Genomic DNA, 24,208 nt, shown 5'->3' with positions numbered 1-24,208 from the left:
AAGCTTTGTATAAAATTTGATGTAATGGATGAAGTTTAACCTAACTTTGTAACTTCATATTTTATTTAAATTATACCATGTTTCCAGTAAAATCTTATATTTTAAAAGGCACTTCAATTTTGGCATTAGCGCTACTCTTTTCTTCCTGCGGGACGAATAAATATGCTGCAACAGAAAAGATTTACAAGCAAAAAAGTAAAGATTTTGCGAAAATAATTTCAACTACTCCACCTGAAGGTCAGCTTTATGATCTACAAAATGCAACAAACCAAACCTGGGTTGGTTCTGTAAATTTTGGGATACGTAAACCTAATTTTGTGATCCTTCACCACACTGCTCAGGATAGTTTAGCCCAGACGATTAAGACCTTCCATTCCACTAAGGCAGCAGTTAGTGCACATTATGTGATTAGCCGGGATGGGAAAGTAGTACATATGGTGAACGATTACCTACGATCAAATCACGCCGGTATTGGTAAATGGGGAAAAGATACGGATTTAAACTCCTCTTCGATAGGGATTGAGCTGGATAATAATGGCACGACAGACCCATGGCCGGATGCACAAATCAATAGCCTGGTTAAATTATTAGAAACATTAAAAAAAGCCTATAATATTCCGACAGCAAATTTTATTGGCCATTCTGATATTGCGCCTAAGCGTAAGCCGGATCCGAATAAGTTTCCATGGAAAAAATTAGCTTTAAAAGGCTTTGGTTATTGGTATGATGATGTGCTTAAAAACCCACCAGTTGATTTCGATGGACCAAACGCACTAAAATTAATGGGCTACGACACCAGCGATTTGGGCGCTGCAATAGTTGGTTTTAAACGTCACTTTATACAAAGTGATATCACTCCAAAGCTTACACCTGTTGATTTATTGGTGTTGTATAATGTTTATACGAAATACTAAAAGAGGTAGAGGGTAGGAAGGTTGATGGTAGAAGGGTTTGGAGCAGAAGGTAAAGTAAATAGTTAAATATTTTCAAGGTAAATAATTTTGAATAGGTTTCGGTGATTTGTGTTTTTTTTCGTTTTGGAAGTCTCAATAATCCATGAGATCAATAACTTGTATAATATCTACTTGCCTAGATAGTTAAATCATTAATCTATAGTTAGATTATTATCGAGTAGAATGTTTACTTCTATTTTAAGTTTTGGCAGGTGATTTAGCAGGATAGACCAGATACTTTCATCAGATATACTATCATAAGCATGGATTACCTGATTTCTAAGTCCGACAATTAATTTTGCATTCGTAATTTTTATGTGAAACTCACTATCTCTCGTTAAAATTCTGTTCATTGCTTCGCCAATTATTTCAAGATCTCGTTCTATGGCTCTTTTTAACATCACGTTTTTCTGATATTTGAAAAAGTCTTTAGGATGTTCAAGAAAGTATCCATCGATTTCTGTTATCGCAATTTTAATATCTAAAAGCCATTTAAGAATTCGCTCATCCATAAATAAGCTTCTTATTGCGGTTTATTGAGTTAATAAGAATGGGATTTTTCAAAGTTTGTTCCTCCACTAAATCAATATTACGTTTGAAAAGTTTTTTTAGGCTCTCTTTGAAATTATAGTAATTATCAAAATAGCCAGAAAGTTCTATAGCATTGAATCTTACTAGAAAATCTATATCACTTTTATTACTGAAATCAGAATTCAAGGCAGAGCCAAAAAGATACATCTTATCCACATGGTGAGTGTTGCAAAGCTCTTTTATGCTATCAATATGATTTTCAATCACTTTCATTATTCAAATTTAACTAAATTTTCGTAAATGACATCTATTGGTATTTAAGTCTGCGATTTTATGTGTTAAAAATTAAAAAAAAACACGGATAAATCTAAGTTCATCCGTGTTTATCTATCGTTATATTTAAACTATTTCGGCTTTTTGAAAGTATCTTTCAAAGTTACCGTCCGGTTAAAAACTAACTTTTCGGCGGTAGAATCCTTATCTAAACAGAAATAACCTTTTCTGATAAACTGATAACGGCTATCTAAATCTGCATCAGCCAAAGCCGGTTCGATGAAAGCGTTTGGAAGAACAGTTAAGCTTTCTGGATTTAAGTAATCTTTAAAGTCGCCTTCTTCAGCATCTGGAGTTTCGGAAGTGAATAGACGATCATATAATCTAATTTCTGCTGTTTTAGCATGTTGAACACTTACCCAATGAATGGTTCCCTTAACATTGATGCCACTGGTATCATTTCCACTTTTCGATTCTGGAATGTAAGTACAATGAATTTCTGTTACGTTACCGTTTTCATCTTTAACAAAATCCTCACACTTTACGATATAAGCAAATTTCAGGCGAACCATCGCTCCAGGTGCCAAACGGAACCATTTTTTAGCGGGCACTTCCATGAAATCTTCACGCTCAATCCAAAGCTCATTGCTGAAAGGGATTACACGAGTACCACCTTCAGCTTCAGGATTGTTTTCGCCGATTAAATCTTCTGTTCCTTTTTCATAATTGGTAATCACCAATTTGATTGGATCTAAAACTGCCATTACGCGATTGGCTGATTTATTTAAATCTTCGCGAATACAAAATTCAAGTAAGCTTAGTTCGATCAGGTTTTCCCGTTTAGCAATACCTATTCGTTCGCAAAATTCGCGAACACTTTTTGGTGTAAAGCCTCTTCTGCGCAGACCAGAAATGGTTGGCATGCGTGGATCATCCCAGCCATTAACTAAATTGTCATTTACCAGTTGCAATAATTTACGTTTACTCATTACTGTTGAAGTAAGATTTAAACGCGCAAATTCGTATTGTTTAGATGGGAAAATTTCCAGTTTTTTAATAAACCAATCATATAATTCACGGTGTGAAACATATTCTAAGGTGCAAATAGAGTGCGTGATGTTTTCAATGCTATCGCTTTGGCCGTGTGCAAAATCATACATGGGATAGATACACCATTTGTTGCCAGTACGGTGGTGTTCAGCATGTTTAATACGGTAGATAATTGGATCTCGCATTAGCATGTTCGGACTAGCCATGTCTATCTTTGCCCTTAAAATATAAGCGCCATCAGAAAATTCGCCATTTTTCATTCTGGTGAAAATGTCTAAGTTCTCTTCAATGCTACGGTTACGGTATTGGCTATCCTGTCCGGGTTCAGTTGGTGTCCCCTTTAAAGCTGCGATTTCATCTGCTGAACTTTCATCAACGTATGCTAAACCTTTCTCAATTAATTTAATGGCAAAAGAATATAGTTCATCAAAATAATCTGACGCATATAATTCATTCTTCCAGTTAAAACCTAACCATTTAATATCTTCCTGCTGACTATTAACGTATTCTGTTTTTTCTGTAACCGGATTGGTATCATCAAAACGCAAATTAGTATAACCACCATATTTTTGTGTCAATCCGAAGTTGAGGCATATTGCTTTTGCATGCCCAATATGTAAATAACCATTAGGTTCAGGCGGAAAACGCGTCACCAAAGTTTTATACTTGCCACTATTTAGATCGTTCTCAACAATTTCTTCAATAAAGTTCAATGACTTTTCTTCACTCATAAAAACCTGTAAATTAGGAACGCAAAGTTAAAAAGATTGAGCGTATATTATGTAAGGAATAGTAAATAGATAATAGTGGGCAGAAAATAGGAAATAGGTGATAGGAAATTAATAACAGGGAATAAGAATAAGCCTGATTTGCTTTGAGAATGGAGATTACAGGAAGTGGATGGGTGAACATCCATGTTGGAAATTGATCCACGGTCTATTTTCTTATCTGATCAAAATCAATACATTTACATCAACTTAATATTCACTATGAGCAAAGTATTAAATAGGCCAATACGTGTATTAGTTGCCAAAGTTGGGTTAGATGGCCATGATCGAGGTGCTAAGGTAATTGCCACTTCCTTACGGGATGCAGGTATGGAGGTCATCTACACCGGATTGCGCCAAACGCCAGAAATGGTGGTCAATACGGCATTGCAGGAAGATGTAGATGCTATTGGCATATCCATCCTATCTGGAGCGCACATGACGGTCTTTCCTAAAATCATTCAATTTATGAAAGAAAAGCAACTTGATGACGTTTTATTAACAGGCGGAGGAATTATACCAGAATCGGATCGTAGAAAGCTTGCAGAAATTGGCGTTGGAGAGTTATTTCCGCCAGGAACGACCATGGCAAGTATTGTAGCATATATTCAGAATTGGGTGGCAGAAAACAGAAATTTTTAAACTATGGCATATCAGAACTTAATATCAGAGATAAAAGAAAATATTCTTTACATTACCATCAATCGTGAAAAAGCTTTAAACGCTTTAAATAGAGATACACTTACCGAACTTGCAGATGTAATCGCTTTTGCAAATGAAAACGCAGATGTTAGGGGCGTAATTTTAACTGGAGCGGGCGAAAAAGCTTTTGTAGCAGGTGCAGATATTAAAGAATTTTCTGACTACAATGCTGAACAAGGAGAAGAATTAGCCAGAAATGGACAACATCATGTTTTCAATGCGATTGAAAGATCTTCAAAACCCTTTATTGCTGCCATTAATGGTTTTGCTTTAGGCGGTGGTTTAGAACTGGCAATGGCCTGTCACATGCGCATAGCCGCAAGTCATGCCAAACTAGGTTTGCCAGAAGTTACATTGGGATTAATACCTGGTTATGGCGGTACACAAAGGCTCACTCAGCTGGTTGGTAAAGGAAAAGCAATTGAATTAATCACTACAGCCGGCATGATTTCAGCTGAAGAAGCTTTAAAAATTGGTTTGGTAAATCATACGGTATCCCAAGAAGATTTAATCATTAAAGCAACAGAAATTTTAAATCTGGTTAAGCAACGCGCACCGCTGGCGGTATCGGCAGCCATTAAATCGGTTAATGCTGCTGTAAATGAGGTAAATGGCTATGATGTTGAAATTTCTGAATTTGGAAAATGCTTCGAAACAGAAGATTTTAAAGAAGGTGTTTCCGCATTTATCAATAAGCGTAAATCATTATTTAAGGGGCGATAGCATAAATAGGCGAATTGGAAACACAATTTTTTTAATAATTTACGTTAAATGTTTCCCATTTAAAAACGTTTTTAGTAACTATGCATCCTATGGTTTTCTAAAATGATGCTCTATTTTCAGAATGCTTTCCCATCCAATCTGGAGGGGTTTTTAGCTATATAATATAACGCTCATGAATAAGAAGATTTTAATTGTAGATGATGAGGTAAATATTGGATTACTGTTGTCAAAATTTCTGGCAAGAGATGGTTTCGAAGTGGCAAATGCTATCTCTGGTGCCTCTGCAATGGAAATTCTATCCAAGGAAACGTTCGATTTAATTCTGTGTGATTACCGACTTAATGATACTGACGGACGTGAAATCTTAATTAAAGTAAAAGAAAGCTACCCTTCAACTGGTGTAATCATTATTACCGGTTATTCAGATATTAAACTTGCAGTAGAGTTGATTAAGCTTGGCGCACATGACTATATTACCAAACCACTATATCCGGATGAGATTTTATCTGTCATTAACAAAGCATTAGAAAGTCAGAAAAGTTTAAAAGAAATTAAGGTACAGGATGATGCCAGAAGTAAATTAAATAACGAGGCAGAATATGGTAATTCTAGCGATTTTATTGGTGGTGAAAGTGAAACATCTGCCAAACTTTTAAAACAAATCCATCTTATCGCACCAACGTCCTATAGCATTATTTTAACAGGTAAAAGTGGAACAGGAAAAGAAAGAGTAGCCGAAGCAATTCATTCAAATAGTTTACGAAGAGATAAGCCCTTTATTGCAATGGATTGTGGTTCATTAACCAAAGAGCTTGCCGGAAGTGAATTTTTTGGACATGAAAAAGGTGCATTTACAGGTGCCTTATTTACCAAAATAGGGCATTTTGAACAAGCAAATGGGGGCACACTTTTTTTAGATGAAGTAGGAAACCTATCTTATGAAATTCAGGCCATTTTATTGAGAGCCGTTCAGGAACGAAAGATAAAGCGTATAGGAAGTACAAAAGAAATTGATATCGATGTCAGAATTATTGTAGCAACAAATGAAAATCTGGCTGTAAATATTGAAAAAGGAACCTTCCGCGAAGATTTATACCATCGCTTTAATGAGTTTTCTATCCATTTGCCTTCTCTTAAAGAACGAGGTAATGACATTTTAATTTTTGCAACGAAGTTTTTAGTGGTGGCAAATGTAGAATTAAATAAAAAAATCAAAGGCTTTTCAGAAGGTGTAAAAAAGTGTTTCCTCAACTATAGCTGGCCAGGTAATATACGCGAATTAAAAAATGTAGTGAGAAGATTGGCATTATTAACTGATGGAAATGAAATCCAGGTAGATGTTTTGCCTTTAGAACTATTTAATTACGTTGGAAGTTACGAAAAGGAGAAAAGTTTTACTCAATTGAAAGCTGAACAGCAAAAGCCACAAGATTTAAAAAATGCCGCGCAGGAAGCAGAATACGATGCTATTTTAAGTGTATTAATTAAGGTTAATTTTAATAAAACTAAGGCCGCTCAGATTTTAAACATCGACAGAAAAACACTCTATAATAAGATGAAGGCAATTAAATTAAACGGATAAATTCAAATCTGTTTTTGCTAAAACAAATCTATAGTCTTTGCTATTTAAGAAATATCGTTCATCCAAGTTATGTCAGTATTTTCTCATAAGCAGCGGCAGAATATCAACCTCGTCATCATCATTGCGCTTGGTGTTCTCATTGCTTATTCCTTACAGGATATTTTTTCGGCAATTCTAAGTACATTGGTAATGTATACCATCATGCGTCCGGCTTATATTCATCTGGCTGAAGTTAAAAATTGGAACAAGCGTTTGGTTGCTATTATGCTCATTACCATCAGTATTGTATTAATCATACTGCCTTTTTATGCCCTAAGCAGCATGGTGATCAGTAAAATTTCTGAGTTAAGAAGCAATGAAATCTTTTTTAAAAATTTGTTGGTTAAACTTCAGCATATGCTTCCTTTTCGAATCAATGAAAATTTAATTCAGGAAGGATTAAACAGACTGGGTAACTGGGCCACTCAACTCTTTCCATCATTGATCTCCAGCGCCGTTAATATTATATTGAGTCTGCTCGTGATGTACTTTTTACTCTACTTTATGCTTATTGAAAGAAAGCAATTTGAATTTTCTTTGGTAAAATATGCGCCATTTAGAGAGCAAAATGCTTTACGTTTCGGCAATGAGATGAAAAATACAACATATGCAAACGTGTTAGGGCAGGGGCTCATTTGTTTAGTGCAAGGTTCTCTTGTAAGCTTATCTTTTTATATTTTAGGTTATCAAGATCCAGTTTTTTGGGGAGTAATTACAACATTCATTTCTTTTGTGCCTGTTTTAGGGCCACCAGTTGTATTTGTTCCGGCTGCTATTTTACAAATTGCAAATGGACATAATTTCGAAGGCTGGGCCATGCTGATTTTTGGCTTCGTCGTTATTATTAATATTGATAACGTACTTAGATTCATGATTGCCAAAAAAGTGGGTAATATTCATCCCATCATCACAGTAATTGGCGTAATTATTGGTATTCCTTTATTCGGGATTTTAGGGCTGGTTTTTGGTCCGCTCTTACTCTCTTATTTTATATTGCTGATTAAAATTTATGAATCCAGCACATTAGCTTCAGAAAGATTAGAAAGAATTAAAACAAATAATGAGCATAATGAGTTATAAATTACAGCTTAACAAATAAATAATATAGTAATCCTTATATTGTAAACGTTAAACCCTTAAAATACATAATTATGAATGATAACTCGAAAGTAGTAGTTGCCCTTTTAGCAGGACTAGCTGCCGGTGCCGCTTTAGGTATTTTATTTGCACCAGATAAAGGTGACGAAACCCGCGATAAATTAAGCCAGTCTTTAAAAGATTTAGGCGATTCTATCAAAGATAAAGCTGCTGATGAAATTAACAGCCTGGCTAGTTTAAAAGAAAAAGTAGTAAGCTCAATTAAAACCAAATTGAGAAGTGTTGAAGAAGAGTATAGTGACGACGTAGAGCACGCATAAGCAATAAAATAATAGCTGGGCGTTTAGTTGCGCCCAGTTAAATTTCATCTTAACTATGCAAGAAAATAAAGAGAAAGGTATCGAGGATATTTTCGAGGATGCCAAAGGCTATTTAGAGGCTAGAGTAGAATATACCCGACTTTACCTTTTAGAAAAGGTATCTAAAATATTTGCCGATTTAGTTACGAGTACGGCAGTAATTGTGTGTTTTATACTGGCCTTTTTATTTGGTAGTGTAACATTAGCTCTTTTCTTGTCAGATGTTTTAGGTAGTTATACAAGAGGCTTTGGTTGTGTTTCATTAATTTATATTTTACTCGCAGTTGTAGTGTATTTAACTAAAGATAAATACATTGAAAAGGCGATTATCAATATTGCCATCAGAAAGTATTTTACTAAACTTGCAGATAAGGAGGAAGAAGATGAGAAGTTATAAAAACATCAACAGTCTGGAAGATTTGCAAGCCAAGAAATTGGAGCTGAAGGTAGAGTATACGCTGAAGCAAAACATGCTTGTAACTAATTCAAAAGCTTATGCAAAACAATTTACAATTGGTGCGCTGATTAAAAAATATGCTACCCCAAATAACTTTTTCAAGGCTGATGAAAAGCTAAACATTAGTGGAACGGCAATGTCATTGTTGCTTCCCATGTTTATGAATAAGACAATTTTTAGGGGTGCTGGCTTTTTAACGAAAGCAGCCGTTGGATTAGTGTCTGGAAAAGTTGGAAAATCTTTAGATGCTGAACATATCTCCGCTATTTTTAATTCAGTAAAAGGCTGGTTTGGCACTAGAAAAGAAAAAAAAGCAAAGAAATTTATTGACTATGGTATTCCGCCAGATAGTGAGACATATTAGTTTCATGGTTCATTAGTCATTTGTTCATTCGTTAGCAAAGAGCAGAAACCATATAAATAAAAAGCCTCAGGATTTAAAATTCTGAGGCTTTTTATTTAACCTAATCTACTGGTTGGCGCCTAGTGAACTAACCCTAAGTCTTTTGACCTGCTGGCTGGTGTCTCACCAACCAGTTCTATAATCATCGAATTATAGTCTGATTTTTCGGTTGGTGAGACACCAACTGATAGAATAATTTACATTGTACTGCTATGAGGGGAACTCCCCTCCTAATTTAGGAGGGACAGGGGGTGGTTAACCATTCCGCATTAGTTTTTAATTGACAAATCATAATCTTCTGAACATCTATCGCGAGACACCAACCGATAATAATCCTATTTTCTGCACTTAAATAATAAGCCATGCTATTTATGCTCCTAGACCATTCAACCAATGACCAGATGAACTTTATAATTAAAGATCCGTTTTAATTTTCAATTCTTTTAATTGTTTTTCATCAATAGTACTTGGGCTATCAATCATTACATCTCTGCCTGAATTATTTTTAGGGAAAGCAATCACATCACGAATGGAATCCAAACCAGCGAAAATAGACGTTAAACGGTCAAAACCAAAGGCAATTCCACCATGCGGCGGTGCGCCAAATTCAAAGGCATCCATCAAGAAACCAAATTGTTTTTGAGCTTCTTCTGCACTGAAACCTAAATGTTTAAACATTAAAGCCTGTAGCGTCCTATCGTGGATTCGGATAGAACCTCCACCAATTTCAGTTCCATTAATAACCATATCGTAAGCATTGGCACGTACATTTTTAGGGTCTGAATCCAATAGTGCAATATCTTCCGGCTTAGGAGAAGTAAAAGGGTGGTGCATGGCATGGTAACGCTCAGTTTCCTCATCCCATTCTAAAAGTGGAAAATCCAATACCCAAAGGGCAGAAAACTTGTTTTTATCACGTAAACCTAAACGATTACCCATTTCTAAACGAAGCTCATTCAATTGTTTACGAACTTTATCTGTAGAGCCTGCCAAGATTAAAAGTAAGTCACCTTTTTCAGTTTCAAATACCTGGCTCCATTGTTTTAAATCTTCTTCGTTAAAAAATTTATCAACTGATGATTTTATCGTTCCATCTTCATTATGACGGGCATAGATAAGTCCCGTAGCACCAATTTGTGGTCGTTTGATAAAGTCGGTTAACTCATCTAACTGCTTACGTGTATAGCTTGCTGCTCCTTTTGCATTAATCCCAACAACCAATTCCGCATTGTCAAAAACCGGAAAACCTTTGCCCTTTACCAAATCATTCAGTTCTACAAACTGCATAGCAAAACGGGTATCAGGTTTATCAGAACCATACAAACGCATGGCATCTGCGTACTGCATTCTTGGAACTTCTGGTAAATCGTAATTACGAACTTCCTTGAATAAAGTACGGATTAAGCCTTCAAAAGTATTTAATATATCTTCCTGTTCAATAAAAGACATTTCACAATCTATCTGTGTGAATTCAGGCTGACGATCTGCTCTTAAATCTTCATCTCTGAAACATTTTACGATCTGAAAATACCTGTCGAAACCAGAAACCATAAGCAATTGCTTAAAGGTTTGTGGTGATTGTGGTAAGGCATAAAATTCACCCTCATTCATACGGCTTGGCACCACAAAATCTCTAGCACCCTCAGGAGTCGATTTAATTAAGACAGGCGTCTCAACTTCAATAAAATCTAAAGCATCCAGATAACGACGAACAGACTGCGCTATTTTATGACGTAAAATCAGGTTATTGCGAACCGGGTTACGGCGCAAATCCAGATAACGATATTTCATGCGTAATTCATCACCGCCATCAGTATCATCTTCGATCATAAATGGAGGCAATTTAGCAGCATTCAAAATTTCTAAAGATGTGATTTTGATTTCTACATCGCCAGTTGGCATTTTAGGGTTTTTGTTGCTACGCTCTACAACTATACCAGTGGCTTTAATTACAAACTCACGACCTAATAAACGTGCTGATTCACAAAGTTCGCGGTTATCATCCATGTTAAAAACCAACTGGGTAATACCATAACGATCGCGAATGTCTATAAAAGTCATTCCACCTAAATCTCTTGATTTTTGTACCCAACCACACAAGGTTACGCTTTCGCCTAAGTTATTAAGGGTGAGCGCACCACAAGTTACTGTTCTTAACATATATTGTAATCTAAATTGAGCGGCAAAAATACCGAATTAGTTTTAAACTTTGGAATAGAAGATTTGAGCTTTTTTAAGCAAATACCCGTTAAAATGAATTGCACCCAAAACAATCAACTTTTGGATTTTAACCTGCTTAGCGTTTCAGGTGAAATATTCAGATATGATGCGATCATTTTATTTGAAAGTCTTTTTACAACAATTGGATTTTGATTAAGCAATTGCTGATACCGCTCCGTCGCGTCTGATGTAATAAAAGACATTAAACGGTTTGTATTGGTTACATAGGCGTACTCCAGGTAGTGGCGATACAGTTTTTCCCAATGTGGAACGATTGCTAAAAGGTTATAGAAATCAGTTTTATTAATACTCAACAATGTGGTACTCTCTGTGGCCTGAACAAATTCCAAAGACTTCGCTTCGGTAACAAAACTGACCAAAGCAGTTACAAATTGATCTTCGAAAGCAAAGAGCCTGGTTGCTTCACTACCTTTTTCATTTAAAAAATAGATGCGCAGGCAACCCTTGTTTACAAAATATATTTTATTGCTGATTTGACCTGGGCTTACCAAGTGTTCATTTCTCTTTACTTTTAATACACTGAAAAACGAAAAGACAGTTTTCAGATCATTTTCACTAATCCCAATCCGATTGCTGATATAATTAGAAAGCTGTTGGTACATTAATGAATAGCGTATTTAGTTTTTCGATGCAATTTTCTCTGCCAGCTTACGGGCAAGAGGAATGATCATAAAGGCAGAAAGATATGAAACTGGCAACATAATGCTCCAGGCCTTTAAAAATTTGATAAACCAATCTTCACCAAAACCATAGTTTCGCATCAGGCCTACGAATGCCATAATCAAAGTCATTGGAATTACAACCAATAGCGTGTTGAGGTATTTAAAATATGCTTTTTTCATATTGAATTTGTTTTAAAACAAAGATGCAGGGATAAAAAAAGCTAAACTATGATGTAAGTCAATAAATGAAGATGGCTTAATATTTCTCTTCCAGAACCACCTGTACAGAAATTACCTTCCAACTAGCCTGTATCTTCTTCCATTGAAAAACTTCTTCTGTTTGGATAGTTTGTTTTTTTGCAAACACCAAACCTTTCACATAAACAATTGATTTACGTGCAATCTTTTCTGAAAGAATTTCACCATCCATGGATGATTTTATGCGATAATACGATGTAGAAATCTCTTTTGTTTTTTTGAAAAAAGATTCGGTTTGGTAAAGGAGTTCTTTTCGGTCATAAATGGTAGCATCGGCCTTGGTGTATTGAATGCTATTGTCAAATTGACTCATATAGAGACTAATATCTTTTTTTTCAAATGCCAGGTTGGCTTTTTGATGTACCGTATCCAGTTCTTTAGTAGTTAAATCAATTTCCATGGCATGAAGTTAAAAGTTTGAAGAATACTTTAAAAATAATAATGAATGTGATCATCATTTTGAAACTAACAGATGAAACAAGTAAAAGATTTAAAGGATTTAATTATAAATTGATACGTCTTCAAGTTTATTTAATCTTTTTTATACATTGATGCAACGTTTTAAATTCCCTTATGTCTTATAATCAGAATCTTCGAAAATTTGGAAACGGTATATATCAATAAAAACCTGGAATTAGTAAAAGCATGCATGCAGGGCAGCCGGGCAGCACAATTTGATTTATACAAATTGTATGCTAAGGCGATGTATAATGTAGCCTTGCGGATTTTAAATTACGAAGAAGAAGCCGAAGATGTTTTGCAAGAATCCTTTCTTGATGCCTTTACCAGAATTGTAGATTTCAGGCAGGAAACAACATTTGGACTTTGGCTGAAGCAGATCGTCATTAATAAATCCATTAATTATCTGCGAAAACGCAAAATGGAATTTGTGAGCACAGATGAAGTTTCTGAGGTGCCTGATGAAGTAAGTTTTGACGATTATGATACCCGTTTACAAGCTGAAGAGGTTAGAAAGGCGATTACAGAATTGCCAGATGGTTACAGAGTGGTATTGAGTTTGTACCTTTTAGAAGGTTATGATCATGAAGAAATATCGCACATTTTAAAAATTAGTGAAAATACAAGTCGCACACAATACATGAGGGCGAAAAAGAAATTAAAAAGCATATTAGATCTGAAAGGGATGAGAGATGAATAATAGATTAGAAACCTTTGTTAAAGAGAACCGGAGATCGTTCGATATCATGGAACCATCACCAGCACTTTGGGCAAAAATTGAACAAAAGCTAGATCAAAAAAAAGAAAAAAAACCAATAAAGCTATATTTATGGATGAGTGTGGCAGCAGCCATAATAGTCGTTTTTGGTTTAGGTTGGCTATACGCGGGAAAAATGCAAAGCGGGGAGATTGAAATTGCTGATGTAAATGCGGTGTACGCTAAGAAAGAGGTTCAGTTTGCTGGATTAATTATAGAAAAAAGAGATAGCCTGGCCATTTTTGCCGCTGCAAACCCAGAGTTATACAAAAAGTTCACTGCTGATTTAAAGAAATTGGATGAAGAATATGAACGTTTGAAAAATGAACTTCCTACTTCTCCTAATCAAACTTTTGTAGTAAAGGCAATGGTTAAAAACCGTGAAATTCAATTACAACTGCTCAAGCAACAGTTGTTGATTATAAACCAGGTTGATGACTATAAAAAAGTTAACCAGATTTAAGTTTCTGAGAGATAATATAATGCTGATGTTCAGTATTTTAAATTACAGGTACTTGCTTTTTAATATTAAAATAACGCACAATGGTTTAGCCCGCCGGCAGGTTTGAGCCATATTTATAATTAACTATATGAAAACAAAAATATTATTAGCCTTTATGGCTTTTATAGCCGTAAAAAGTAATGCACAGGAAAGCACTATTACGGTGTTGCCGACAGAAACTTATGCTGTAAACTCAAAAATTTCAACAAATACAAACACTGATACCTCTATATCATTAAAACAGAATGGCGATAGTGAAAAGTCTAAATCTTTTAGTAAAAGTTTCAGTGTCGATGCAAATGATAAAGTGAACCTTAATAATCAATATGGTTCTATTACCATTAAAACCTGGGATAAGAAAGAAGTTAAGGTAGATATAGACATCAAGGCATTTAGTAACTCCGATAGTGAGGCGCAAAAAATGATTAATACAGTAACAATTGATGCCAGTAAAAACGGCGATGTAGTTACCGTGAGTACCAATATGAGCGAAAGAGATGGTCGTTATGGCCGTGGAACGAAAAATGGAGTAACCACCTGGAGGAGAGAAGTTAAAATTGATTATGTAGTTTATATGCCAGCATCAAATTCGCTCACCATTTCTCAGCAATATGGAAATGTAGAAGTTGGTAATATTTTTGGTCCAACCTCACTTAAAGTTCAATATGGAAACCTGGTTGCGGGCAGCTTAAACAATAGTAATAATTATATAAATGTGCAATATGGTAAATGTGATATTCGGGAAATTAATACCGGCGTAGTCAAGCACAGTTATAATGGTCCGGTAAATATTGGTAGTGTTGGCACTTTAGAATTAGACGCAGAGTATGTTGCTGTAAATATTAACAGCATTCGCAGATCAGCAGATCTCAAAATTCAATACGGTAAGGGTTTAACAGTTGGTACCATAGGCGGAAATCTTCTGCTAGATGCAGAATATGCAAAAGTTAATATTAATACTGTTAAAGGAAACATGGTTGCCAAACAAGCTTATGCAGATTTAACCATTGCATCGGCAGGTAAGATTGCTGTAGATGCAGAATATTCAAATGTAACTTTAGGCTCGGTTAATGGCGATGCCAATATCAGAATGGATTATAATCGTTTAAATGTTAATGAAATCAATCCTGCTTGTAAAAATTTTACTTTTGGAGGTGAGTATGTGAGTGTTAGCCTTGGCTTTTCTGATCGTTATAACGGTAACTTTAATGTTTCTACCTCTTATGCCGGCTTTAAATTTGGTACAAATGTATCCTCTTCACTGGCCAGTAAAGATGATGAAGACAAAAGATATGCGGGTAAGATTGGTAACGGTGGTGCAGGAAATATAAATATTAAAACCAGCTATGGTTCAATTACCTTTAAATAAGAATTTCTAAGCTTAACAAATCAGAAGTCTTGCTATTTAGTAAGGCTTCTGATTTGTTTATGCTGTTTGATGTAAAAGTGTCAGATTAGGAGTTGCTGTATTTTTCTCGAAATGCAAATATCTTTACTTAAAAGGTGTTTTTTAGACTGGTAGAAAAGTTGAAATTCAAAATCATCCAGATAAAACTGAACAAATAATATGAAAAAACTTCTTTTACTGATGCTCCTGCCTGCGGTAGCTTTCGCTCAATCTCACCAATTAACCAAGGCAGATAAAATTTACGGGTTATCAAAATTCTGGCAGGAAGTAAATTATAACTTCGTTTATTTAAACAAAATAGATCGGAATAAATGGGATAGTACTTATAAAGCATTAATTATTTCTATTCCAGAAACCAAAACCGATTACGAATACTACCACGAAATGCAACGGTTTTGCGCCACACTTAAAGATGGCCATACCAATGTTAACATGCCTGCCGGTAAGGATTTTGAACCGCTAACCACCATGTTTGGCAACTATCGCCTCTTTATCGAAAATGTAGAAGATAAGGCAATCATTACACGTGTTAACTTTAGTAAAAAGGATGAAATCCCGGTTGGAAGTGAGGTTATAGAGGTGAATGGAATCCCCACTGCTAAATATATCGCCGAATATGTTGCTCCGTATATCTCTTCATCAACCGATTATGGTTTAAAGGATTGGAGTAGGAGTAACCTACTTCAGGGATTAGAAGGAAGTCAGTTCGAAATCAAAATTAAAAAACCTAAGGGGCAGATTTTAAGTTTAAAATTAACGCATCAGCATACTGAGGAAAAGGAAGTTTTTCCTGCATTCTCGTCATCTCTGTTAGATTTTAAATGGTATCCTAATAACGTAGCCTATATTGCGCTTAATTCGTTTGTAGAGGCGAAAATAGATTCTCTTTTTATCAGCAAACTTCCAGAATTATATAAAGCGAAGGGCATAATTGTTGATTTAAGAAAGAACGGAGGAGGGGATACCTGGGTTGGAAGTTACATCTTGAAATACTTAACAAACGATAGCTTACTTTATGGGGCACGCTATTCTACCCGACAATTGAACTCGGCCTTTAAGGCCTGGGGGAAATATACCTCCACAAAGGATACAGTCAATAGCGAATGGAACAAAAAGGCATTGCTAACTTATCAGGATAATTATTTTTACGATTTTGATTATCATCCACTGAAAAATGATCTTTCGGCAAAGCGAATAGTCGTTCCTACGGTTTTATTAATTGGCCACCATACCGCTTCGGCTGCCGAAGATTTTTTGATTTATGCTGATAACCAAAAACACATGACCAAAATTGGTAGAAATTCTTGTGGAAGTACCGGACAACCTTATTGGTTCGATCTTCCTGGCGGAGGAAGCGCAAGAGTATGCACTAAAAAAGATACTTATCCGGATGGGCGTGAATTTGTTGGTTATGGCATAAAACCTGATATAGAAATCATCCCAACAGTAAAAGATTTTATTGCTAATAAGGATGCAACCCTAAATACTGCGGTAAATTACCTTAATAAAAAGATAAAATAATTAACTAGATAAACCAATAAGTCTCACCATATTGGCTGCAAGTATTATAACTACGTTCGATCATCAAAATTTCTATGAAGATTTACTTTGCTGCATTTCTTTTGATAGCAGGTTTGGCCAGTGCCCAGGAAAAACCTGTTAAATGGGCTACACAAGAAACTTTTTTTGAAGACCTGGTTGGTAAACCATTGCCAGAATTTCATGGACTAACAGTAGATGGTAAAAAATTTTCAAGTAAGCAGCTGGAAAATAAGATCACTGTTATCAATTTTTGGTTTGAGAAATGCCCACCTTGTATTGCTGAAATGCCGGCGTTAAATAAGCTGGTAGCGCAATACAAGGCAAAAGGCATTAGGTTTATTGGTATTACGCACGATCTACCGGCGAATGCCAAACGTTTTCAGAAACGAAATGGTTATCAATATGAAATTGTTTCATTAACTCTGGATGAAATCCAAAAGTTGAATATCAACCATGGTTTTCCATCAAATGTTTTGGTTGGGAGAAATGGGAAGATAATCTACGCCACTGCCAATATTTCCTTTTCCGACGCAGCGTTCAAAGCCAAATCAATCCTTTTTGAAGAGAAATTAAAAACTGAAATCAAAAATCATCCAGAGGCAAACTAAAACCAATTGTCTAAAAAATATGTTTCCGTAAATGGCAGCGATTTATATATCTTCGCCTATCAGATAAAATACATATGGATTTCTTAAGTACACCTGAAGCGTGGATTTCACTCTTAACCTTAACACTGCTTGAAATTGTTTTAGGTATTGATAACATTGTCTTTATTTCCATTCTTTCAGGCAAATTGCCGCAGGATCAGCAGAAAAAAGCCAGACAGCTGGGCTTGGGCCTGGCCATGATTACCCGAGTACTATTGCTACTTTCGCTCAACTGGATCATGACGCTTACCTCGCCTTTATTTAATATTGGAAGTTGGATCGGCATCAACGGTGGAGAGTGGTATGAAAAACTTGCTATATCGGGTCGCGATTTAATTTTAATTACCGGCGGACTGTTTCTAATTTATAAAAGTACACACGAAATTCATAACAAATTAGAGGGTGAAGAAGATGAGGAAGGTAAAACAAAGGTTCATTCATTTTGGGCAACTATCGTTCAGATTTTAATTCTGGATATTGTATTTTCATTAGACTCTGTAATTACTGCAGTAGGGATGGCAGAACATATCGAAATTATGATCGCTGCAGTGGTAATTGCCGTAATTATCATGATGTTTTCAGCTGGTAAAATCAGTGAGTTTGTAAACGACCATCCAACGGTTAAAATGCTTGCGTTATCATTCTTGTTATTGATTGGCGTTTCATTATTGGCTGAAGGATTAGATCAGCATATTCCGAAAGGCTATGTTTATTTCGCTATGGCATTTTCAGTTCTGGTTGAAATGCTGAATCTTAAAATGAAAAAGAATACGAAAAAACCAATTGAGCTCAGAAATGTACCAAAGAAATAATGTGCAATCTAGTCAATCAGATGATCGCAAATCATCTGAATAATTTTATAATATATATTCTTCGTTAATTGGCTTGATCGGCTCCGGAATATCAGTTTCTTCCAGCATTTGTAAAAGGTTAATTTCGATAGTTCTGGTAATCTGATTTAAAGGGATTCCTGCAGAGTTATTTTCAAAAGGATCGACCAGGCTCATTCCATTAATTTGGGTAGAAACGAATACAAAACCGATTAACCAACCTAAAAAGATAGCGGCCGGACCAGCAGACTGACTAATCACCAGCGTGAAAGTAACCACAAAAAGCCAGATAAAAACTTTGGTTAAATAAGTATAGGTGGTAGGAAAAATGGTATTTTTAATCCGCTCACTCATGCCCATCGAATCAGAAAAGCGAACCAGCATTTCGTTGATTTCAATAAAACGGAAGCCATCAATTTTATTTTCTTTAGAAAGTTTTTGTAATTCTCTTGATTGGATATTTAAGATCGCGTTATGTACATTGGTGTGTTTTCGAACTTCTATCAGGTCTTCAGGCAATAAATATTTAATATAGATTTCATCAACAGTACCTCGTAAACCTGCTTTTAGTGCGTATAAAAAGGCTATGTGCCTAAAGATTATTCTTTTAGAACTGGCCTCATCTTCATCTACATAATTAATTAAAGCCCTGGCAAAGGATCGGGAGTCATTTACCAAAGCGCCCCAAATTTTTCTGGCTTCCCACCACCTATCATAAGCCTGATTATTATTAAAGCCAATAAAAAACGCAATAGCCGTACCCAAAACGGTAGGGATTATCGATGGGATTTCAAAATGATGAGCAATTAAATATTCCCTAACAAAATAAGCCGCAGTGCAGGATGCAATCATAATGAGATCAACTTGCCATGTATTCCTCAGGATTCTACTTAATCTAATATTTTGTATTAAAAGCATATGTTTGGTTTTCGGTGTGAAAGTACAAAACTAGTTCCAAAATGGTTTACTATTCAAATTAAAATCATTCATCATCTTTTTATCACTCAAATGTTTATATTGGGAAACCAAATATTCCTGTTTATGAGCGAAACGCTACCGAAGAATAACATCTTCAAAGTTATTGGTGCATCATCATTGGGCACACTTATCGAATGGTACGATTTTTACATTTTCGGCAGTTTAGCCGTAATTATTGGACATCAGCTTTTCCCTGAAGATGCCGGGGCTTCGGCACTGATTAATACGCTTGCTATTTTTGCTGCGGGCTTTATTGTTCGTCCGTTTGGAGCCTTGGTTTTTGGAAGGCTCGGTGATTTAATTGGTAGAAAATATACCTTTTTGCTCACACTGGTATTAATGGGAGGATCAACGTTTCTAATTGGTTTAATTCCTTCCTATCAAAGTATTGGGTATGCTGCGCCAATTTTGGTGTTGATCTTAAGGCTAATTCAGGGATTGGCACTAGGTGGCGAATATGGTGGTGCGGCAACTTATGTTGCAGAACATGCACCAAAAAACAAAAGGGGTTTTTTTACCAGTTGGATTCAAACCACAGCAACTTTAGGCTTATTTCTTTCTCTGGGTGTTATCGTCATCACCAAAAATGTTTTAGGTGCAGATGCTTTCGCAGATTGGGGCTGGCGGATTCCTTTTTTACTTTCCATTCTTTTGGTCGTTGTATCGATTTATATCCGAATGAAAATGCATGAATCTCCTATGTTTTCAAAGCTGAAGGCCGAAGGGAATGTTTCTAAAAATCCGTTGAAAGAAAGCTTCAATAATAAAGCTAATTTTAAAATGGTTTTGCTGGCTTTGTTTGGTGCAACTATGGGGCAAGGCGTAATCTGGTACACCGGACAATTTTATGCACAATCCTTTCTGGAAAATACCTGCAAACTTGATTTTAATGATTCGAGATATATTCTACTTTGGGGAATTGCCTTTGCCACACCATTTTTTGTGATTTTTGGCGCGTGGAGTGATCGGATTGGTCGCAAGTGGATCATGTTAAGTGGCATGCTTCTGGGGATTATCTTCTACAGACCCATTTATCAGGTCTTTCTGGATGATACGGACACGACCAAAATGGATTTAACAGAAGCAAAATATAGTGCACCTGTGCTTAAACGCGAGCAGATTGCCGGAATTCAGGACAGCTTATATACATCCATCACTCATGTGGTTTTAAAAAGCGGTGCTTCATTTAATAAAGTGCAGGTAGATACCATTTCCGTAAAATCCGGTATCCATCCAGCTCAGGAATTCATTCAGGATAAAGTTTTGCCAACCCCCATATTCTGGAAATTTGTTGGATTAATTTTCTTTCAGATTTTGTTGGTAACTATGGTTTACGGTCCGATTGCTGCATTTTTAGTCGAACTTTTTCCAACTAAAATCAGATATACTTCTATGTCACTTCCATACCATATTGGTAATGGTGTTTTTGGTGGGTTGGTGCCTTTTGTGGCCACATTAATTGCCAGTTTCTCTGGTTCCACACCGCTTTCTGGCTTATGGTATCCGATAGGGATTGCTTCACTGAGTTTAATTATAGGAACTGTTTATTTATCAAATAAAAAAGATGAAACCATTAACGATTAAATTATGAGTACGGTAAAGAAATTTTTGGGCTTGGTTTGGATGATTTTGGGGCCACTAGCCATGGGGTTTTTATTGATGCAGGCCTTAGATAAAGTAGGTTTGGCGCACAGTGATATGGAAAGAACGAATACCATTTTGCAGTGGGGAATCATTCTGTTTATCTTTTTCCCAATTAGTATTGGCTTAATGGTTTTCGGTTATTACGCCTGGAAGGGTGAATATGATCAATTGGCAGATCATTCTTCAGATTAATTCAATGATGTGAAAATGCCCATAAAATAAAAAACCCCGATGCTGCTTGCATCGGGGTGGATATATGATGACCTCATAGGTAGAGGGTAATTGCTTATTATCCTTGTTTTTGAGCTGTTTGTTTTAATGAATCGTTTGCAACGATTACAATCTCTACACGACGATTTGCTGCACGACCGGCTTCAGTTTCATTATCAGCAATTGGCTCAGAAAAACCTTTACCAATGGTTACTAATCTTGATGAAGGAACACCTTGTGAAACAGCATAAGCTTTAACTGCTGCTGCTCTTCTTTCTGATAATCCTTGATTGTAAGATTCTGTACCTTTACTATCTGTATGACCGATAATTTTAATGTCAGTATCAGGATATTGATTTAAAGAAGCAGCTAAGCTTTGAACATTTGTTTTAGCGGCATCTTTCAATGCTGTTTTATCAAAATCAAATAGAATACCACTATCAAATTTTACAATAATACCTTCGCCCTCACGAATAACTTCTGCATTAGGGATTGCTTTTTGAATTTCAGCAGCTTGTCTGTCCATTCTACGGCCAATAAAAGCACCAGCAGTACCACCAATAGCACCACCAATTAATGCACCAACTGCAGTGTTACCTGCTTTTTTACCAATTAATGCACCTACTACACCACCTGCGGCTGCACCAATACCTGCACCTTTTTGTGTTTTGGTTAAACTGTCGCAGCTTTGAAATGCGATTGAACCTACTGCTAATCCTATGCTTAATGTTGCTATTCTTACTTTTGAGATACTCATGATTATTTATATTTAAATTCTAAGCGATCATATTCAAACACGATGCCAAAAAATCATTTAAATAAAATTTCGTGAGATTTACACAGCTAAGTGTTAAAAAGAATAAAATATGGCAATATAAAATGCGCAATCAAATTGTCATTCATTTATAATGTATCATTCTTAGTACAAGAATTAAGCAGAGAAATAGCTTTCCAGTTCTCTTAAGGTATTTTCATCCGTTTGAAAATCTTTAATCACTTGTCCTTTTTCTACCAAAATGATTCTATTACAGACGTCGGTAACATGATTTAAATCATGACTGGATATAAAGGTTGTCATACTGCCAGCCTGTGCCTTCAAAAGATTTTTTAAACGGATTTGAGTAGTTGGATCAAGGTTGGCAAAAGGCTCGTCTAAAATCAGGATTTCTGGCTTTTGCATCAATGCTGCGGCTATGCCTACTTTAACCTGATTACCTTTACTAAAATCACGAATATACTTGCCACTGTTTAGAATCTCATTATTGAAAAACTCACCATATTGCATTAAATAAGCGCCTACATCTGCCGTACTTAACTGATTCAGACTCCCAATAAAGGTGAAATATTCCTCAGGTGTAAGGTAATCGATCAAAAAACCTTCATCTAAAAAAGATGCGGTATAATTTTTCCAGTTTTCCTGATGAGCAACATTTTCCCCTTTTGATAAAACTTCCCCTTCAGTCGGTCGGATGAGGTCCAGAAGCATTCTGAAAAACGTGGTTTTTCCGGCACCATTATTTCCAACTAAACCAATGGTTTCACCTGGGGTAATTTGGATGTGCTCAATGTTTACAACTGTTTTATCGCCATAAACTTTCTTCAAATTTTTTACTTCTAAAATCATAATTATTCTCTAAAGCCCTCGGCTATTTTATAACGTTGTTTTTCAAATCTTTTTACAATAAAATTTACCCAAAATCCACGCGTAACCAGCATGATTAATCCAAATAAACCTATTGCCAATAAGCCCATATAAGGCTGATGAAATATATTGAAGGCCCAATAAATTAATATTGGGAGTAAAATGAATGGAAAAATAGAGATCCATTGGGTTGCGCCCATGCCTTGCCAGTTAAAACTCGCACTTCTGGAAATATCAATTCTTTTGTAATTATAGGTGGCCAATATTAATACCATTACCGTTGTAAAGCCAATATTGTATAAATAAGCCACTAAATGCAGGATAAGTAACTTTGCACTAATGAAACAATAGAAACTGGCCAGAATCGTGAGGATGGTAGAAGCAATGGTAAACAATAAAAATTTGGCTTTAATGAAATCCTTGAAATCAATTTTATTGCTTAATAAGCCATCAAAATGTGAGCTTTGCCAGGCGAACATAAACTGGCCATAACTGATAATAGACATCCCCGTCATAAATACGGCAGCGAATAACATCATTCCAAATGAATTAGATTGTATCACTTCTGGTTTATAAAATAGAAAACCATAAACAAGAATAATGGTACCCATTAATACGGTACTTCGAGGGCGTTTATGTCTGATGATCAGTTTCAATTCTAAGGCTGCAAGCTCGCCAGCTTTTCCGAAACGGTTAAAAAAGGCATAATCGGTACTTACCTTTTTCTCCTGCTTTGCACTTAATTCTTCTACATAAAGGTTTTTGCGTAAAAAAGCAGCATTTATTTTAAAAATCAAAAATGCAATTGCTGGGAAAATTAGTGCTAATAGTGGTTGTTTGGTTATGGCCTTAAATACCCAATCCGATCCGGCCATAATAGAAATTATCTTAAAATATTCTAGCGCTACAAAAGCTGAAACGATGGCTAGGCCGCCAATGGTAAAGAGAATATTTGAAATTGATTTCCTTTTTAGAAACAGGATGAGATAATTGTTGAGCAGCATTAAAGATATGATGCTTAAAATATAGGCTGAAACCACAAGAAAACCATGCTGCGGTAATACAGCTACGAAACAAAAGGGTAGAAATAGTAAGAATGGCCAAAGGTTGAATGCTGAAAACAGCGCCTTGATATTTAAAAAAGCTACAATTTTGCTTTTTGAAATTTTCAAATTAAGGTAGGGGATGATGCTTAAAGTAGGGAGTTCCTGCAGTTGTAAACGCATCAGTAAGTCGAAAGCAAAATAATAAAGAATGATTCCGTTGAAACTGGTGATGGCATCCTGGTGAGGGAAAAATTTAGGTAAGAAAATTTTCATTCCAAAACCTATTCCAAGCGCAACCAATAAAAAATAGAGCATAAAAAGGCCTAAAACAACCTGAGCGGCAATGCTGCCACCCCTGTTTCGCGAACGCCAGAAAGATTTCCTTTGATGGCTTAAGAAAGTATTGAGCATATAGGTTTAGGTATTAGTTAATTTCATCTATTAG

26 protein-coding genes and 1 pseudogene are annotated in these 24,208 nt (G+C 35.8%); 16 read left to right on the top strand and 11 right to left on the bottom strand.

Features of this window, described 5'->3' with window-relative positions:
• Positions 1-77: 77 nt before the first annotated feature.
• Entirely contained in the window at positions 78-914 is an 837-nt protein-coding gene (locus EV200_RS07645; protein ID WP_132530824.1) for an N-acetylmuramoyl-L-alanine amidase, read from the top strand.
• Between the two features lie 191 nt (positions 915-1,105).
• Here the strand turns inward: EV200_RS07645 and EV200_RS07640 are convergent, their stop codons facing one another.
• From EV200_RS07640 to EV200_RS07630, 3 genes are all read right to left on the bottom strand, one after another.
• The gene (locus EV200_RS07640; protein ID WP_132530822.1) at positions 1,106-1,465 is read right to left on the bottom strand and encodes a HepT-like ribonuclease domain-containing protein; all 360 of its coding nucleotides are present in this window, start codon (positions 1,463-1,465) and stop codon (positions 1,106-1,108) included.
• Positions 1,458-1,757: a nucleotidyltransferase family protein gene (locus EV200_RS07635; RefSeq protein ID WP_132530820.1), complete on the bottom strand. Its 300-nt coding sequence runs from the start codon at positions 1,755-1,757 to the stop codon at positions 1,458-1,460. The genes EV200_RS07640 and EV200_RS07635 overlap by 8 nt, the downstream gene beginning before the upstream one ends.
• Positions 1,758-1,888: 131 nt before the next feature.
• The gene (locus EV200_RS07630) at positions 1,889-3,538 is read right to left on the bottom strand and encodes a glutamine--tRNA ligase/YqeY domain fusion protein (protein WP_132530818.1); all 1,650 of its coding nucleotides are present in this window, start codon (positions 3,536-3,538) and stop codon (positions 1,889-1,891) included.
• 258 nt (positions 3,539-3,796) lie between these two features.
• Here EV200_RS07630 and EV200_RS07625 point away from each other — a divergent pair, with 258 nt between their 5' ends.
• The 7 genes from EV200_RS07625 to EV200_RS07595 all read left to right on the top strand — a co-directional run bounded on the left by EV200_RS07625 (position 3,797) and on the right by EV200_RS07595 (position 8,898).
• Complete coding sequence (locus EV200_RS07625; RefSeq protein ID WP_132530816.1) at positions 3,797-4,216, top strand: cobalamin B12-binding domain-containing protein; 420 nt, start codon at positions 3,797-3,799, stop codon at positions 4,214-4,216.
• 3 nt (positions 4,217-4,219) lie between these two features.
• On the top strand, positions 4,220-4,999 hold the full coding sequence (locus tag EV200_RS07620) for an enoyl-CoA hydratase-related protein (protein ID WP_132530814.1): 780 nt from the start codon (positions 4,220-4,222) through the stop codon (positions 4,997-4,999).
• Positions 5,000-5,171: 172 nt separating this feature from the next.
• A complete protein-coding gene (locus tag EV200_RS07615; RefSeq protein WP_132530812.1) occupies positions 5,172-6,581 on the top strand; it encodes a sigma-54-dependent transcriptional regulator in 1,410 nt (469 codons plus the stop codon).
• Between the two features lie 69 nt (positions 6,582-6,650).
• Positions 6,651-7,700 (top strand): AI-2E family transporter, encoded by a 1,050-nt coding sequence (locus tag EV200_RS07610; RefSeq protein ID WP_132530810.1) that lies wholly within the window; start codon positions 6,651-6,653, stop codon positions 7,698-7,700.
• Between the two features lie 71 nt (positions 7,701-7,771).
• The gene (locus EV200_RS07605; protein WP_029282112.1) at positions 7,772-8,038 is read left to right on the top strand and encodes a YtxH domain-containing protein; all 267 of its coding nucleotides are present in this window, start codon (positions 7,772-7,774) and stop codon (positions 8,036-8,038) included.
• A 55-nt stretch (positions 8,039-8,093) separates the two neighbouring features.
• The gene (locus EV200_RS07600) at positions 8,094-8,474 is read left to right on the top strand and encodes a phage holin family protein (RefSeq protein ID WP_132530808.1); all 381 of its coding nucleotides are present in this window, start codon (positions 8,094-8,096) and stop codon (positions 8,472-8,474) included.
• Positions 8,475-8,496: 22 nt separating this feature from the next.
• Entirely contained in the window at positions 8,497-8,898 is a 402-nt protein-coding gene (locus EV200_RS07595) for a hypothetical protein (RefSeq protein WP_244312973.1), read from the top strand.
• A gap of 453 nt (positions 8,899-9,351) precedes the next feature.
• Here the strand turns inward: EV200_RS07595 and aspS are convergent, their stop codons facing one another.
• From aspS to EV200_RS07575, 4 genes are all read right to left on the bottom strand, one after another.
• Positions 9,352-11,097, bottom strand: coding sequence for an aspartate--tRNA ligase (gene aspS / locus EV200_RS07590; protein WP_132530804.1), 1,746 nt, complete (start codon positions 11,095-11,097; stop codon positions 9,352-9,354).
• Between the two features lie 113 nt (positions 11,098-11,210).
• Entirely contained in the window at positions 11,211-11,780 is a 570-nt protein-coding gene (locus EV200_RS07585) for a Crp/Fnr family transcriptional regulator (protein ID WP_132530802.1), read from the bottom strand.
• A gap of 15 nt (positions 11,781-11,795) precedes the next feature.
• Entirely contained in the window at positions 11,796-12,020 is a 225-nt protein-coding gene (locus EV200_RS07580; RefSeq protein ID WP_132530800.1) for a DUF2798 domain-containing protein, read from the bottom strand.
• Between the two features lie 76 nt (positions 12,021-12,096).
• On the bottom strand, positions 12,097-12,498 hold the full coding sequence (locus EV200_RS07575) for a hypothetical protein (RefSeq protein ID WP_132530798.1): 402 nt from the start codon (positions 12,496-12,498) through the stop codon (positions 12,097-12,099).
• 201 nt (positions 12,499-12,699) lie between these two features.
• Between EV200_RS07575 and EV200_RS07570 the strand changes: the two genes are divergently transcribed.
• The 6 genes from EV200_RS07570 to EV200_RS07545 all read left to right on the top strand — a co-directional run bounded on the left by EV200_RS07570 (position 12,700) and on the right by EV200_RS07545 (position 18,225).
• Positions 12,700-13,257 carry an RNA polymerase sigma factor gene (locus EV200_RS07570; protein ID WP_132530796.1) on the top strand — a complete coding sequence of 186 codons (558 nt, stop codon included), beginning with the start codon at positions 12,700-12,702 and terminating at the stop codon, positions 13,255-13,257.
• The gene (locus EV200_RS07565; RefSeq protein ID WP_229676802.1) at positions 13,250-13,777 is read left to right on the top strand and encodes a hypothetical protein; all 528 of its coding nucleotides are present in this window, start codon (positions 13,250-13,252) and stop codon (positions 13,775-13,777) included. The genes EV200_RS07570 and EV200_RS07565 overlap by 8 nt, the downstream gene beginning before the upstream one ends.
• Positions 13,778-13,904: 127 nt before the next feature.
• Positions 13,905-15,185 (top strand): DUF4097 family beta strand repeat-containing protein, encoded by a 1,281-nt coding sequence (locus tag EV200_RS07560; RefSeq protein WP_229676801.1) that lies wholly within the window; start codon positions 13,905-13,907, stop codon positions 15,183-15,185.
• 198 nt (positions 15,186-15,383) lie between these two features.
• Positions 15,384-16,745 carry a S41 family peptidase gene (locus EV200_RS07555; RefSeq protein WP_132530794.1) on the top strand — a complete coding sequence of 454 codons (1,362 nt, stop codon included), beginning with the start codon at positions 15,384-15,386 and terminating at the stop codon, positions 16,743-16,745.
• A 74-nt stretch (positions 16,746-16,819) separates the two neighbouring features.
• Complete coding sequence (locus EV200_RS07550) at positions 16,820-17,374, top strand: TlpA family protein disulfide reductase (RefSeq protein ID WP_132530792.1); 555 nt, start codon at positions 16,820-16,822, stop codon at positions 17,372-17,374.
• Positions 17,375-17,448: 74 nt separating this feature from the next.
• Positions 17,449-18,225 carry a TerC family protein gene (locus EV200_RS07545; protein WP_132530790.1) on the top strand — a complete coding sequence of 259 codons (777 nt, stop codon included), beginning with the start codon at positions 17,449-17,451 and terminating at the stop codon, positions 18,223-18,225.
• Positions 18,226-18,270: 45 nt separating this feature from the next.
• On the opposite strand, the pseudogene EV200_RS07540 reads toward EV200_RS07545, so the two are convergent.
• Positions 18,271-19,164 (bottom strand): annotated as a pseudogene (locus tag EV200_RS07540) (bestrophin family protein); the annotation flags it as partial.
• 120 nt (positions 19,165-19,284) lie between these two features.
• Between EV200_RS07540 and EV200_RS07535 the strand changes: the two are divergent.
• Complete coding sequence (locus EV200_RS07535) at positions 19,285-20,805, top strand: MFS transporter (protein ID WP_132530786.1); 1,521 nt, start codon at positions 19,285-19,287, stop codon at positions 20,803-20,805.
• A gap of 3 nt (positions 20,806-20,808) precedes the next feature.
• Positions 20,809-21,057: a DUF6814 family protein gene (locus tag EV200_RS07530; RefSeq protein WP_132530784.1), complete on the top strand. Its 249-nt coding sequence runs from the start codon at positions 20,809-20,811 to the stop codon at positions 21,055-21,057.
• Positions 21,058-21,154: 97 nt separating this feature from the next.
• On the opposite strand, the gene EV200_RS07525 is transcribed toward EV200_RS07530, so the two are convergent.
• The 3 genes from EV200_RS07525 to EV200_RS07515 form a co-directional block, all read right to left on the bottom strand.
• A complete protein-coding gene (locus EV200_RS07525) occupies positions 21,155-21,832 on the bottom strand; it encodes an OmpA family protein (RefSeq protein ID WP_188754110.1) in 678 nt (225 codons plus the stop codon).
• Between the two features lie 174 nt (positions 21,833-22,006).
• Complete coding sequence (locus EV200_RS07520) at positions 22,007-22,699, bottom strand: ABC transporter ATP-binding protein (protein WP_132530780.1); 693 nt, start codon at positions 22,697-22,699, stop codon at positions 22,007-22,009.
• A 2-nt stretch (positions 22,700-22,701) separates the two neighbouring features.
• Entirely contained in the window at positions 22,702-24,174 is a 1,473-nt protein-coding gene (locus tag EV200_RS07515) for a DUF5687 family protein (RefSeq protein ID WP_132530778.1), read from the bottom strand.
• Between the last annotated feature and the right edge of the window lie 34 nt (positions 24,175-24,208).

It is taken from the genome of Pedobacter psychrotolerans, from assembly GCF_004340665.1.
GTDB classification, from domain to species: domain Bacteria; phylum Bacteroidota; class Bacteroidia; order Sphingobacteriales; family Sphingobacteriaceae; genus Pedobacter; species Pedobacter psychrotolerans.
Note: the sequence above shows the minus strand (reverse complement) of the source record. Positions and strands in the feature narration are given on the sequence as shown.

Coding starts and splice junctions, on each gene's coding strand:
- aspS (WP_132530804.1), bottom strand. CDS start 11,097: ATGTTAAGAACAGTAACTTGTGGTGCGCTCACCCTTAATAACTTAGGC.
- EV200_RS07620 (WP_132530814.1), top strand. CDS start 4,220: ATGGCATATCAGAACTTAATATCAGAGATAAAAGAAAATATTCTTTAC.
- EV200_RS07520 (WP_132530780.1), bottom strand. CDS start 22,699: ATGATTTTAGAAGTAAAAAATTTGAAGAAAGTTTATGGCGATAAAACA.
- EV200_RS07605 (WP_029282112.1), top strand. CDS start 7,772: ATGAATGATAACTCGAAAGTAGTAGTTGCCCTTTTAGCAGGACTAGCT.
- EV200_RS07515 (WP_132530778.1), bottom strand. CDS start 24,174: ATGCTCAATACTTTCTTAAGCCATCAAAGGAAATCTTTCTGGCGTTCG.
- EV200_RS07550 (WP_132530792.1), top strand. CDS start 16,820: ATGAAGATTTACTTTGCTGCATTTCTTTTGATAGCAGGTTTGGCCAGT.
- EV200_RS07565 (WP_229676802.1), top strand. CDS start 13,250: ATGAATAATAGATTAGAAACCTTTGTTAAAGAGAACCGGAGATCGTTC.
- EV200_RS07645 (WP_132530824.1), top strand. CDS start 78: ATGTTTCCAGTAAAATCTTATATTTTAAAAGGCACTTCAATTTTGGCA.
- EV200_RS07525 (WP_188754110.1), bottom strand. CDS start 21,832: ATGAGTATCTCAAAAGTAAGAATAGCAACATTAAGCATAGGATTAGCA.
- EV200_RS07535 (WP_132530786.1), top strand. CDS start 19,285: ATGAGCGAAACGCTACCGAAGAATAACATCTTCAAAGTTATTGGTGCA.
- EV200_RS07625 (WP_132530816.1), top strand. CDS start 3,797: ATGAGCAAAGTATTAAATAGGCCAATACGTGTATTAGTTGCCAAAGTT.
- EV200_RS07600 (WP_132530808.1), top strand. CDS start 8,094: ATGCAAGAAAATAAAGAGAAAGGTATCGAGGATATTTTCGAGGATGCC.
- EV200_RS07555 (WP_132530794.1), top strand. CDS start 15,384: ATGAAAAAACTTCTTTTACTGATGCTCCTGCCTGCGGTAGCTTTCGCT.
- EV200_RS07635 (WP_132530820.1), bottom strand. CDS start 1,757: ATGAAAGTGATTGAAAATCATATTGATAGCATAAAAGAGCTTTGCAAC.
- EV200_RS07615 (WP_132530812.1), top strand. CDS start 5,172: ATGAATAAGAAGATTTTAATTGTAGATGATGAGGTAAATATTGGATTA.
- EV200_RS07610 (WP_132530810.1), top strand. CDS start 6,651: ATGTCAGTATTTTCTCATAAGCAGCGGCAGAATATCAACCTCGTCATC.
- EV200_RS07545 (WP_132530790.1), top strand. CDS start 17,449: ATGGATTTCTTAAGTACACCTGAAGCGTGGATTTCACTCTTAACCTTA.
- EV200_RS07580 (WP_132530800.1), bottom strand. CDS start 12,020: ATGAAAAAAGCATATTTTAAATACCTCAACACGCTATTGGTTGTAATT.
- EV200_RS07585 (WP_132530802.1), bottom strand. CDS start 11,780: ATGTACCAACAGCTTTCTAATTATATCAGCAATCGGATTGGGATTAGT.
- EV200_RS07575 (WP_132530798.1), bottom strand. CDS start 12,498: ATGGAAATTGATTTAACTACTAAAGAACTGGATACGGTACATCAAAAA.
- EV200_RS07560 (WP_229676801.1), top strand. CDS start 13,905: ATGAAAACAAAAATATTATTAGCCTTTATGGCTTTTATAGCCGTAAAA.
- EV200_RS07530 (WP_132530784.1), top strand. CDS start 20,809: ATGAGTACGGTAAAGAAATTTTTGGGCTTGGTTTGGATGATTTTGGGG.
- EV200_RS07640 (WP_132530822.1), bottom strand. CDS start 1,465: ATGGATGAGCGAATTCTTAAATGGCTTTTAGATATTAAAATTGCGATA.
- EV200_RS07630 (WP_132530818.1), bottom strand. CDS start 3,538: ATGAGTGAAGAAAAGTCATTGAACTTTATTGAAGAAATTGTTGAGAAC.